The sequence below is a fragment of the Stackebrandtia sp. genome (assembly GCF_035643755.1).
Lineage (GTDB): Bacteria > Actinomycetota > Actinomycetes > Mycobacteriales > Micromonosporaceae > Stackebrandtia.
In genome coordinates this window covers 1-11,108 of sequence record NZ_DASQPW010000038.1, presented here as the reverse complement: position 1 = coordinate 11,108, position 11,108 = coordinate 1, and the positions used below count along the sequence as shown (strand labels likewise).

At 68.9% G+C, this 11,108-nt stretch carries 13 protein-coding genes and 1 pseudogene; 3 read left to right on the top strand and 11 right to left on the bottom strand.

The genetic code is table 11. The features are described 5' to 3' along the window. The first annotated feature begins 285 nt into the window (after nucleotides 1-285). Both VE172_RS03015 and VE172_RS03010 read left to right on the top strand, forming a co-directional pair. Nucleotides 286-1,056 (top strand): maleylpyruvate isomerase family mycothiol-dependent enzyme, encoded by a 771-nt coding sequence (locus VE172_RS03015; RefSeq protein WP_324796964.1) that lies wholly within the window; start codon nucleotides 286-288, stop codon nucleotides 1,054-1,056. Nucleotides 1,057-1,132: 76 nt separating this feature from the next. Continuing rightward, entirely contained in the window at nucleotides 1,133-1,822 is a 690-nt protein-coding gene (locus VE172_RS03010) for a DedA family protein (protein ID WP_324796961.1), read from the top strand. A 9-nt stretch (nucleotides 1,823-1,831) separates the two neighbouring features. Here the strand turns inward: VE172_RS03010 and VE172_RS03005 are convergent, their stop codons facing one another. The 6 genes from VE172_RS03005 to VE172_RS02980 form a co-directional block, all read right to left on the bottom strand. Beyond that, entirely contained in the window at nucleotides 1,832-2,836 is a 1,005-nt protein-coding gene (locus tag VE172_RS03005) for a hypothetical protein (RefSeq protein WP_324796958.1), read from the bottom strand. A 95-nt stretch (nucleotides 2,837-2,931) separates the two neighbouring features. Further along, a complete protein-coding gene (locus VE172_RS03000; RefSeq protein WP_324796955.1) occupies nucleotides 2,932-3,405 on the bottom strand; it encodes a hypothetical protein in 474 nt (157 codons plus the stop codon). 27 nt (nucleotides 3,406-3,432) lie between these two features. Beyond that, nucleotides 3,433-3,936: a hypothetical protein gene (locus VE172_RS02995; protein WP_324796952.1), complete on the bottom strand. Its 504-nt coding sequence runs from the start codon at nucleotides 3,934-3,936 to the stop codon at nucleotides 3,433-3,435. A 185-nt stretch (nucleotides 3,937-4,121) separates the two neighbouring features. Next, nucleotides 4,122-4,793, bottom strand: coding sequence for a response regulator transcription factor (locus VE172_RS02990; protein WP_349258232.1), 672 nt, complete (start codon nucleotides 4,791-4,793; stop codon nucleotides 4,122-4,124). Then, nucleotides 4,787-6,424: a sensor histidine kinase gene (locus VE172_RS02985; RefSeq protein ID WP_324796946.1), complete on the bottom strand. Its 1,638-nt coding sequence runs from the start codon at nucleotides 6,422-6,424 to the stop codon at nucleotides 4,787-4,789. Before VE172_RS02985 ends, VE172_RS02990 begins: the two co-directional genes overlap by 7 nt. 78 nt (nucleotides 6,425-6,502) lie before the next feature. After that, on the bottom strand, nucleotides 6,503-7,015 hold the full coding sequence (locus VE172_RS02980; RefSeq protein WP_324796943.1) for an adenine phosphoribosyltransferase: 513 nt from the start codon (nucleotides 7,013-7,015) through the stop codon (nucleotides 6,503-6,505). Nucleotides 7,016-7,120: 105 nt separating this feature from the next. Between VE172_RS02980 and VE172_RS02975 the strand changes: the two genes are divergently transcribed. Next, on the top strand, nucleotides 7,121-8,095 hold the full coding sequence (locus tag VE172_RS02975) for a sigma-70 family RNA polymerase sigma factor (protein WP_324796940.1): 975 nt from the start codon (nucleotides 7,121-7,123) through the stop codon (nucleotides 8,093-8,095). 33 nt (nucleotides 8,096-8,128) lie between these two features. Here the strand turns inward: VE172_RS02975 and VE172_RS25645 are convergent. From VE172_RS25645 to VE172_RS02950, 5 genes and pseudogenes are all read right to left on the bottom strand, one after another. Continuing rightward, nucleotides 8,129-8,431 (bottom strand): annotated as a pseudogene (locus tag VE172_RS25645) (STAS domain-containing protein); the annotation flags it as partial. 28 nt (nucleotides 8,432-8,459) lie between these two features. Further along, a complete protein-coding gene (locus VE172_RS02965) occupies nucleotides 8,460-9,011 on the bottom strand; it encodes an acyltransferase (RefSeq protein ID WP_324796937.1) in 552 nt (183 codons plus the stop codon). Then, nucleotides 8,999-9,928, bottom strand: coding sequence for a class I SAM-dependent methyltransferase (locus VE172_RS02960; protein WP_324796934.1), 930 nt, complete (start codon nucleotides 9,926-9,928; stop codon nucleotides 8,999-9,001). Before VE172_RS02960 ends, VE172_RS02965 begins: the two co-directional genes overlap by 13 nt. After that, nucleotides 9,925-10,698 (bottom strand): enoyl-CoA hydratase/isomerase family protein, encoded by a 774-nt coding sequence (locus VE172_RS02955; RefSeq protein ID WP_324796931.1) that lies wholly within the window; start codon nucleotides 10,696-10,698, stop codon nucleotides 9,925-9,927. Before VE172_RS02955 ends, VE172_RS02960 begins: the two co-directional genes overlap by 4 nt. 51 nt (nucleotides 10,699-10,749) lie before the next feature. Beyond that, nucleotides 10,750-11,108: hypothetical protein (locus tag VE172_RS02950; protein WP_324796928.1), on the bottom strand; the 359-nt coding region annotated here is incomplete at its 5' end.

The following is an 11,108-nucleotide window of genomic DNA, read 5'->3' as shown; positions in this document are numbered from 1 at the left end:
AGGCGGCGCCGCTGGTCGGCGGGCAGATGTTTCTCGCGCAGCACCACCCGCCGCGCCCCGGCCCGCACCGCGGCGGCCACCTGATCGACCAGCCGGCGCGGGGACTGGCGGCCGTCGGTCAACAGCAGCAGCCGTGCCGCGGCATCGTCCACGATCGCTCCTTTCGCAGGCCGCGGGCACCTACCTAGTGTTCTCGCAAACGAACAGCAACCCTTGGTTAACGTTTTCATATCGCCTGCGCTCCGCTGTTGCACGTGCCACGTTTGAATGCCAGACTCCAACCCGATGGCAACTGTTGAACACGTTGAGGCACTGCGACGCGAGGGCGCGTTGCTAGCCGAGGCTGCCGACGAGGTGGGTCTGCGTGCCCCGGTACCCACGTGCCCCGATTGGACCATCAGGGACCTGCTGTGGCATACCGGCACCGTTCACCGGTGGGCCAGGACCATCATCTCCGAGGGCCGCCGGTCCCGCCCGCGCTCGCCCGAGATCGACCAGATCGCCGGGCCGATCCCGGATTCGGCGCTCATGGTGGAGTGGTATCGCGAAAGCCACGCCCAGCTGCTGCGGGCGCTCGACGAGGCGCCCGACGATCTGGACTGTTGGCATTTCCTGCCGGCGGCGTCGGCCAAGGAGTTCTGGGCCCGCCGCCAGGCGCACGAGGCCGCGATTCATCGGGTGGACGCCGAGTCGGCGCGCGGCGACGAGGTGTCGCCGATCGGCGAGACCTTCGCCGTCGACGGCATCGACGAGCTCCTGGTGGGCTTCCACGGCCGCGATTACAGCCGGGTGCGCACCGCGATCCCGAAGGTGTTGCGGCTGCACGCCACCGACGAACCGTCCGGCGGCAGCGACTGGTTCCTTCGGATCAGCGACCAGCCGGTGGCCACCACCCGCACCTTCGACGGCGTGGCCGACTGCGTGCTGAGCGGCCCGGTGGAGCTTTTGTACCTGGCGCTGTGGAATCGGTGCCGCATCGACGACCTCACCATCTCCGGCGACAGTGGATTGGTGAAGCTGTGGCAGGAGCAGTCTCCGATCGTTTGGGGCTCTTGACCCCCGACGAAAGTTCAGGCCGCGTGGTGACGACCGTGGGTGGGCGGCCCACCCGATATGCCTTACGCTTCATCGCGTGCATCACATCGAGACCGTGCTCATGGACTACCTCAAGGAGTTCATGCACACGCCGTGGGTATTCGTCATCGTCGCCGGCATCGCGTTCCTCGACGGGTTCTTCCCGGTCGTGCCGGGAGAGACCTCGGTGATCGTGGCGGGGGCCTCGGCCGCGTCGGTGGGTTATCCCAACATCGGTCTGATCATGCTGGTGGCCGCCGTCGGGGCGTTTTGCGGCGACCACGTCTCCTACGCCATCGGGCGCTTCGCCTTCGGGCCGATCGCGCGGCGGCTGAAACCCGGGGGCAAGACCAGGAAGGCGTTCGACTGGGCGCACGATTCCCTGGTGAAACGCGGCGGGATCGTCCTGGTGGTGGCGCGCTATATACCCGGCGGACGCACCGCCATCACCATCACCAGCGGCGCCGTCCGGTACCCGCTGCGCAAGTTCTCCTCCTTCGACCTGATCGCCGCGGCGTCCTGGGGCGTCTACTGCGGCGCGATCGGCTACATCGCGGGCAAGACCTTCCAGGACCGCCCGCTGCTGGCGCTCGGCCTGGGATTCGTGCTGGCCATGGTGTGCGCGGGGCTGTTGGAGCTGACCCGTCACCTGCTGGCCAAGCGCGCCGAGCGGCGCAAGGCGGCCGAGGGACCGGCCAAGGACTCCACGGACTCAACCCCGAACAAGGACGAGAACGCCTCGGTCTGACGCGGTCGATCAGGTGAACTGAACGAGTCCGTCGTCGAGCTTGCCGGGTTCGGTGGTGGCGACGATATCCAATTTCGGGGTGCCCGGTACCAGCTCCGTGTTCGGCGATCCCTGGCCGCTGCCGTAGGCATCGCTGTTACCACTGCTCGAAGCCAGCACGATCTTCGCGACCACATCGCGGGTGTCCCACAAGCTCTTGTTGAGGGCGTCTTGTTTGTCCTGGATCTCGTTTTCCAACTCGTCCAGGGCGGACTTGAGTTTGTCCAGGACTCCGGACGGGTCGTCGGAGCCCAGCGGCATCTCCTTGTCGTCGGGGACTTGCGCGGACCCCAGGGAGACACCGCCGGACACCACCGCCCCGCCCACGTCCACGGCCACGGATCCCACGGCCCCCAGTCCCGCCGTGACGATGCCCAGGAAGGCACTCAGGACCGACAAGGCCACGGTCAGGTCAGAGCCACTGAGTCCGTCGATCGCCTCGAGCGCGGTGACCGCGTTGTCGCCGGTCCGCTTCAGGCTTCGGCGCCGTTCGGCCAGGATGTTGCGCATGGCGATCATGTCGTTCGCCAGGATCGCCATGACGATGCCCTGATTGCCCGCGATCGTCTTGAACTTGCCGAGGTAGTCGTTGGCGAACGAGTTCGCCAGGGCGCCATCCCACTTGTTCATATGGTCCATGGCGTTGTCGATGTCGTCCAGATCGCCCGTGACGAACTCGGCCTGAACATCGCGCTTGAAATCACCGGCGACGCCGAGCATGGACACCATCTTCTTGCAGGCATCCGCCTTCGCGTCGAAGTCGGCCCCCGGGCTCGGCCCCATGAGCTCCTTGAACCTGCCGACGACCCACTCGGCGTCGTCTTCGAAGGCATCCGAGTCGACGGGTACATAGCTGTCGTCGCCGATGAGGCGCTCGTTCATCAGCCAGGCGGTCTTGGACGAGTACAGGGCGACGATGTGGTGGGCGAGGTCCATGAGTTCGTCGTCGTCGGGGATGGAAGTGTCGTCATTCATGTCGGCTCCTCGCCGGGATGGTGGACGTGGTTTCGCGCGGGTTTGGTGTGCGGACTATGTGGTCGGTGGTCTGGCGCCACGCGTCGGGCGGCGTCTCAGTCGCCGGAGCCCGGAGTGCCCACCGGGATGGTGGGGCCGTTGATCCCGGGACCGTTGAGGATCGAGTCGGGCGCGCTGTCCGCGGGGTCGGCCAGCGGTCCGTCCACTTTGACCGGTGGCACGCTGAGATTGTCGTCGCCGAGGATCGTTTCCAGGCCCTTGCCGGCCGCGGTGAGTTCCTTGCCGTTGCCTTCGTCCACGTACTTAAACTCCTGGATGGCAAGGTCGAGCGCGTACGCCGACAGGCCGACCGAGATCCCGGTCAGGTACATCATCCGGTGCGCCTGGGACTGGAGGGCTCTCCAGGCCCCCCAACAGTCCCCGAACTCATCGGCGTCACCTTTGGACAAGACGTCCTGGTGAGCCACGGTCATATCGGAGTACATGTTCGCCACGGCGGGCAGCGCGTGATCGGCCACCCACCACAGGTGGTACAGGTCCCCGCCGGTGACGGACTCGGTTACTGACATCGCGTGTTCCTTTCGGTGAATCCGGGTTCAGCGACCGCGGCCATAGTGTTTGTCCCGCAGTCGCGCGAGTTTGGTCCGGTAATCGGACATCATCGCGGAGAAGCCGGTGGCGACCTCCCGGGCGAATCGCTCCTTTGTCGACCCCGCCAGCCAACCGTCCCGGATCACCACGTTGAAGTCGCGCAGTCCGACGCTGTGGAAATAGACGCACTCTCCGGCCGACATCCCCTCGTAGCTGGTCGCGTCCCGCTCCGCCCAGTACCGGCGTCGGTCGGCCTCCCAGTACTCGCCGTGTGTCGTGGGACGCCCGGTGGCCTCGGCGAGCGCGCGGTCGTACGCGGTCCGGTATCCCCGCCAGAAACGCTGCGCCACCGCGGCGAGCTGGCGCTCCAGGCCGCGTTCGCGATAGCGGCGAAAGCCGTCACCGGCGAAGTCGACGACGACTCCGCCTTGGTTCGGGCGATACTCGCCGGTGATCAGACCGTCCGGAGACGAGACCTTCACGACCATGCTGTCGAGCCGATCCGCCATGAGACCCATTCCCTGCCCCTCTCCACGCCGCGTGCGATCGGATGCCTGTGGTCATCCGTACGCGCGCGCCTGGAGGACGAGTCAACGCACGCCGTGTTCGGGTATGCGTAAGGAGTTGTAAGGGTTGCGTAAGGATCGGACACAACGGACTTGCGACGCCCGATCGGGCCGATGTGGGGGGCCGGTCACGCGGAGTCGTCGACGAGGCCCGCCTCGTAGGCGACGATCGCCGCCTGGACCCGGTTCTTCACCGACAGGCGGCTCAGGATCGCGCTGACGTACGCCTTGACCGTTCCCTCCACCACGTGCAGGCGGCGGGCGATCTCGGCGTTGGACAGGCCCGAACCGACGTGGCCCAGCACCTCGCGCTCCCGGTCGGTGAGCTGTTCGACGCGCTCGCGGGCCTGGGCGGCCCGCCCCATCCGGCCGCCGCCGGAGCCGCGCGACAGCTCGGAGATGACCCGCTGCGCCACCTGCGGCGACAGGAACGCCGCGCCCGCGGCCACGGCGTGGATGCCGGCGATCAGCTCGCGGGGGTCGCCGGACTTCAACAGGAATCCGCTGGCGCCGTCGCCCAGTGCCCGGGCGATGTACTCGTCCTCGCCGAAGGTGGTCAGGATGATGACGCCGACGTCCGGCGCCAGACGGCGGATCTCGGCGGCGGCGGTCAGTCCGTCCACCTTGGGCATCCTGATGTCCAGCAGCGCCATGTCGGGGCGGTGCTTGCGCACCAGCTCCACGGCCTCGCGGCCGTCGGCGGCCTCGGCCACCACCTCGATATCGGGGTCGGAGGCCAGGATGGCGCGCACGCCCGCCCGGATCATCGCCTCATCATCGGCCAGGATGATTCTCAAGATTGCTGCTCCAATTGTTCTTGGGTGGTGATGACGTGCTTCACGGCGAGGCGATCGTCGACGAAGCACAGCTCGTAGACGTCGGAGTATTCGGCGCTCTTGGCGGAGTAATACTCGCACTCGGCGCCCTTGGGGGCGTGTTTGGCGCCGGAGGTGGTGGGCGGGTCGATCATCTGGAAGGTGGGCAACAGCTTGTTCACCTCGTCGTGGGACTGTCCCACCTGGATGGCGGCGTAGTCGGCGGGCCTCATCACCGAGTTCGACGTCACGACATAGTAGACGGTCACCGAGACGATGCCCAGCATGGCCAGGATGCCGATCGGCACGGCGAAGGCGGTGAGCAGCCGGCGGCGGGCCAGATTGCGCTCGGCGACGTGGCGCTGCGCCGACTCGGTGTCGGGGGTGTCGGGCTCGGCGTCCAGCGACTGCTCGTGCGAGTGCGGCAGACGGGCGTGGACCTCGAAGCGACCGGCGCGCGGGCCCGAGCGCAGGGTGCCGCCGGCCAGCCGCACCCGCTCCGACAGACCCGCCAGGCCGCGCTTGCCGCCGATGCCGGACGGCGCGTCGCCGTCGGGCAGGTCGTTGACGACGGTGACCGTGGAGTGGTCGTCGCGGTGTTCGACGTGGACGGAGACGGTGGCGCCGGGGGCGTGCTTGGCGGCGTTGGTGAGGGACTCCTGCACCACCCGGTGGGCGGCCCGATCGGCCATCCGGGGCAGCGTGGCGGCGTCCCCCTCGGTCACCAGGTGGACGTCCATGCCGGAACCCCGGGCCCGCTCCACCAGGTCGGCGACGCTCTCGTCAACCGGGTTGACGCTGGCCGACTCGCCCTCGTCGCGCAGCAGGCCGATGATCTCCCGCAGCCGCTCGGTCGCCACCGCCGCCGACCTGCGCAGCTCGCCGGCCGCCTCCTGGTGGCGTTCGGGCAGGTCGCGGTCGACCTCCAGCGCGGCGGACCGCAGCGCGATCAGGCTGAGTTCGTGGCCCAGCGAGTCGTGCATGTCCTCGGCGATGCGGGTGCGTTCGCGCAGCCGGGCCTGGTCGGCCACGGCCCGCTGCTCGCGCTCGAGCCGGTCGGCGCGCTCCCAGCCCGCCGTGAGCAGCAGGGCGTGCTGGTAGCGGTAGCGGCCCACCAGCCACGGGAACACCACCATGAAAACCAGGTAGAGGGTGAGCTCGACCCCCTCCAGCAAACGGATGTGCAGCAAGGGAACCAGCGCCACGATGAGCACGGCCATCGCGGCGAACTGCACCGCGAGGCGGTGGTCGCCGGAGTCGGCGCGTCCGATCAGATAGCAGACCGCCAGCTGCGCGGTCATCAGCAGCGAGGCCCACGGCGGCGCGTAGCTGCCGAACAGGGTGGCCGTCCAGGTGGCCATGGTGACGGCGGTCAGGAACGCCGCCATCGGCAGCACGTGGCGCAGCCCGAGGGCGACGCCGATGCCCAGCGCCACCGCCAGCGCGTCCCACGGGGTGTACAGGCTGGTGTCTCCGGGCAGGAGCATCAGCGCCAGCACCGGAAGCGTGCACGCCAGCCACCACAGGACGTTGGAACGCCACTGTTGCACGGGGGTTCGGGTGGTCGTCCGCAGGCCGGGCGACCAGACCCGCTTCATCCAGCCCGGCAACTTCACGGCATAGACGGTACCGCCGGCCGCTCACCAGCCGGTATGAACGAAAGTCAAGCCTTGACTACGGCGCTGGACGGAGTTTTAGTACCGCAGCAGCGAGACCACCGGCAACCCGTCGAGCTTTTGCTGGGCTCCCAGGTAGGTCAGCTCGATGACGGCCGCGCAGCCGACGACGGTGCCGCCGAGGCCCTCCACCAGCCGGGCTCCGGCGCGCATCGACTCGCCGGTGGCGATGACGTCGTCGACCAGCAGGACGCGGTCGCCCGCGCCGACGGCGTCGGTGTGCAGCTCCACGGTCTCGGCGCCGTATTCGCCCTGGTAGGTCTCGGCCGCGGTGGCGCGCGGCAGCTTGCCCGCCTTGCGGATCGGCACCAGCGGCAGCCGCAGGGCGTAGGCCATGGGCGCGGCCCACAGGAATCCGCGCGCGTCGAAGGCGGCGATGGAGCCCGCGTCCATGCCGCGGGCGGACTCGGTGAGCTGGTCGACGGAGTACGCGAACGCCTCGGGGTGGGACAGCATCGGGGTTATGTCCTTGAACGACACTCCGTCGATCGGGAAGTCGGGCACCGCGGTCACGTATTCATTCAGGTCCATCGATCGCTCTCTCGGGTTGGCGGAATGCTGCCATTGTGCGGTATGGCGGTGGGGCGTCGCGCCTGGACTTGGCGGTTGTCGTACCGAAGGACTAGATTTCCACCCGTGACAACCGACACGATCGACGCCACCGCCGAACTCGAGAAATACCGCGGCGAGCTGACCGGGTACTGCTACCGGATGCTCGGCTCGGCCTTCGAGGCCGAGGACGCGGTGCAGGAGATCATGGTGCGCGCCTGGAAGGCCATCGACCGCTTCGAGGGCCGGTCGTCGCTTCGCACCTGGGTGTACCGGATCGCCAGCAACGTGTGCATCGACATGCTCAACGGCGCGGGCAAGCGCGCCCGCCCCATGGACCTGGGCCCGTCGTCGACGGCCGACCAGCTGCCCGACGCGCCGCTGCCGGAGAACGTCTGGATGGGCCCGATTCCCACCGACCCGGCCGACGAGGCCGTGGCCTCGGAGTCGATCCGGCTGGCGTTCGTGGCGGCCCTGCAGCTGCTGCCGGCCAAGCAGCGGGCCGTGCTGGTGCTGCGGGAGGTGCTGAACTGGTCGGCCGCGGAGGTCGCCGAGCTGCTGGACTCCAGCGTCGCCTCGGTGAACAGCGCCCTGCAGCGCGCCCGATCCACCATGTCCGAGATCAACGAGCGCCCCGCCGAGCCGCTCAACCCCTTGGACGCCGAGCAGCGGGAGCTGCTGAACCGCTACGTCACGGCGTTCGAGTCCTACGACATGGACGCGCTCACCTCGCTGCTCCACGAGGACGCGATCCTGCAGATGCCGCCGCTGTCGCTGTGGCTGCGGACCCCGGAACAGATCGTGGCCTGGATGCTGGGCTCGGGTTGCGGTTGCCGCGGCTCGCGCATGATCCCCACGGTGGCCAACGGCCTCCCCGCCTTCGGGCAGTACCGGCCCACCGAGACGCCGGGGCTGTGGAAGCCTTGGGCGCTACAGGTTCTGGAGATCTCCGACGGGCGCATCACCGGGTTGAACAACTTCCTGGACACCCCGCAGTTCCTGGACGCGCCGAGGCTGTTCGCGTTGTTCGGCCTGCCGCCGCAGATCGAGGAGGCGGTCTAACTCCGAGGGCAGGACGTCGGTGAGGCCGGTCAGCAGGATCAGTTGGCGCAGGTGGGTTCCCGCCCCGCGCAGGACGATGCCGCTGCCCAGCCGTTCGGCGATGAGGCGCAGCCGCGCCAGGGCGTCCACGATGGCCATCCTCGGGCGGTCGACGGCGGTGACGTCGCAGATCACCACGACGGGTCGGCGCAGGCGCACCATCTCGGCGAAGCTGGCGCACAGTTCGGGGATGTCGTCGCGATCGAGTGCGGCGTCCAGCGTCCACAGCTGAGGTGGGCTCGGGGCGGGCTCGGCATCGGTCACGTTCGGTAGACCCGTTTGGGGCGTGAAACTCATCGCGGGGCGGGGGGAATCTCGCGCGGGTTCACCCGGGCGCGTTGTCGCGCTTGCCGATCACCCGGGCGGGCACCCCGGCGGCGATCGCGCCGGGCGGGACGTCGGCCGTGACGATCGCGCCCGCGCCGATCACGGCGCCGTCGCCGATGCGCACCCCGCGGGTCACCACGACCTTGGTGCCCAGCCAGCAATCCCGGCCGATCCGGACCGGGGACTTCACGATGCCCTGGTCCATGATGGGCACGGCGGGGTCGGCGAAGCGGTGATCGAAGTCGATGATGTACACGTCGTCGGCGATCAACGTCGAGTCCCCAATGGACACATCGAGGTAGCAGTTGACGGTGACCCGGGAGCCCATCACGCAGCCGTCGCCGATGCTCAGGGTGCCCTCGTGGGCGCGGATCGCGCCGTGGTCGCCGATCCGCACGCCGCGGCCCAGGATGAGGCGGCCGTAACCGGCGCGGGCCCGGATCTCGGTGCGGCGCCCCAGGTAGACCATGCCGCGGCAGATCACCCGCGGGCGGCGCGACCGCAGCCACAGGTACCGCGCGAGGTCGGCGATCAGCCTCAGTCGCCACATTTTCGTCCGGTGATGGCCACGTTGTAGAACACGTCCTTGGGCAACAGGCGCGACAGCCCGGCGTCCAGCCGCGACAGCGTCTTCCAGGCGCCTGCGGCGAAGTTGGCCCAGCCGAAGCCCAGCTTGTCGGGCGGCACCGCGGCCTCGAACGTGCGCACCGGCCAGCCCAGGAACGCGGCGGTGAGCTCCTCGGTCAGGGTCGCGACGTCCCGAGCCCCGGCCGAGACCGCCATGGCCTCCAGCTCGGACGGCACGAAGGTGTGCAGGTCGACCACGGCCTCCAGGGCCGCGGCGGCCGAGGACTCGTCGAGCTCGGTCTGGGGTCGCCGCCAGCCCTCCAGGCCGGGCAGCCGGGTGACCGAGGTGGTCGCCCACCAGGTCAGCTGGCCGAGCTTGCGGGCGTAGAAGTCGCCGATGCGGGTCGGGTCACCGGCGAACACGAAACGGCCGCCGGGTTTCAGCACCCGCAGCACCTCGCCGAATGCCCGGGTGACGTCCGGGATGTGGTGCAGCACCGCGTGACCCACGACAAGGTCCACACTGGAATCTTCACAGGGGATGGTCTCGGCGTCGGCGACCCGCCCCGAGACGTCCAGCCCGAGATTGTCGGCGTTGCGGCAGGCCACCTCGACCATCTTCGGCGAGATGTCGGTGACGATGCCGCGCTCGGCGACCTTGGACTGCATGAGGTTGAGCAGGAAGAAGCCGGTGCCGCTGCCGATCTCCAGGGCGGTGCCGTACGGCCAGCCCCGGTCGCCGGCGACGTTGACGAAGCGGTCGCGCGCGTAGTCCACGCAGCGCTGGTCGTAGGAGATCGACCACTTCTCGTCGTAGGTCTCGGCCTCCCAGTCGTGGTAGAGAACGTTGGCGCGCTTGGGATCGCTGCGCGCCGCCTCGACCTCGTCGAACGTCGTCATCGGCCCTGGAACCCCGGCTTGCGCTTCTCGGCGAAGGCGGTCATGCCCTCGTGGGCGTCGCCGGTGGCGAACAGCCCGGCGAACAGCTGGGTCTCCCAGGCCAGACCGGCGGGCAGCTCCAGCTCGAGGCCGGTGTCGACGGCTTGCTTGGCTGCGCGCAGGGCCCTAGAGGGGCCCCGCACAAAAACCTCCGCGAACTTTCTGGCGGCGTCGAGGACCTCCCCCGCCGGGACGACGTCGTCCACCAGGCCGATGCGCAGGGCCTCGTCGGCCTCCACCATGCGCCCGGTGAAGATGATCTCCTTGGCCTTGGCCGGGCCGATCAGTCGCGGCAGACGTTGGGTGCCCCCGGCCCCGGGGATGATGCCGAGCTTGATCTCGGGCTGGCCCAGCTTGGCGTCGGCGGTACACAGCCGGATGTCGCAGGCCAGCGCCAGCTCGCAGCCCCCGCCCAGGGCGAAACCGGCGATCGCGGCGATCACGGGCTTGCCGATCTTGGCGACGGCGTCGAAGGCCGAGGACAGGTCGGGCGCCCGCCGCGACATGTCGGCGTACTCCATTCCCGCCATTTCCTTGACGTCGGCGCCGGCGGCGAACACCTTCTCGCCGCCGTAGACGATCACGGCGCGGATGTCGTCATTCGCGTCGGCGGCGATCGCCGCGTCTCGCAGTTCCTCCTGCACCTGTTGGCTCAGGGCGTTCATCGGCGGTCGCGACAGGTGAATCACACCGATGCCGTCGGACACTTCGAGGTTCACGAAATCTGCCACACTCGCAGGTTACACGGAACGCGCACGTCGACCGTTCGACAGCCGAAGCGTTCACTCCTGGTCGAGCACCCCTTTCAGGGCGTTGAACCAGCGCCGCGCGATCTTGGGGTTTCCGGTGGCGTCGGTGGGGTGCAGCTCGTCGGTGGTGTCGGCGGCGACGTCGAATCCCCGCGTCTGGTCGACGTCGATGACGGGCGATTTCAGGTTGTTGTTCTTCTCCACCCACTGTGGAATCGCGTCGTCCAGGGACTTGATCTGCTCCGGGCAGCGCGGGCAGCTCTTGTACATGGGCCTGGTGCCCATGGGGATCGGCTGCGCCACGAGAACGGTCGCGCGCGGGTTCACCGAACGGATCTGCTTCAGGACGCCGTCGAAGCCGCGCATGATCTCGGGCAGCTCCTTGCCGTGGC

Excerpts from the sequence above, each read along its gene's own strand:
- VE172_RS03015 (WP_324796964.1), top strand. The coding sequence starts at position 286 with ATGGCAACTGTTGAACACGTTGAGGCACTGCGACGCGAGGGCGCGTTG.
- VE172_RS03005 (WP_324796958.1), bottom strand. The coding sequence starts at position 2,836 with ATGAATGACGACACTTCCATCCCCGACGACGACGAACTCATGGACCTC.
- VE172_RS03000 (WP_324796955.1), bottom strand. The coding sequence starts at position 3,405 with ATGTCAGTAACCGAGTCCGTCACCGGCGGGGACCTGTACCACCTGTGG.
- VE172_RS02995 (WP_324796952.1), bottom strand. The coding sequence starts at position 3,936 with ATGGCGGATCGGCTCGACAGCATGGTCGTGAAGGTCTCGTCTCCGGAC.
- VE172_RS02980 (WP_324796943.1), bottom strand. The coding sequence starts at position 7,015 with ATGGACCTGAATGAATACGTGACCGCGGTGCCCGACTTCCCGATCGAC.
- VE172_RS02965 (WP_324796937.1), bottom strand. The coding sequence starts at position 9,011 with ATGTGGCGACTGAGGCTGATCGCCGACCTCGCGCGGTACCTGTGGCTG.
- VE172_RS02960 (WP_324796934.1), bottom strand. The coding sequence starts at position 9,928 with ATGACGACGTTCGACGAGGTCGAGGCGGCGCGCAGCGATCCCAAGCGC.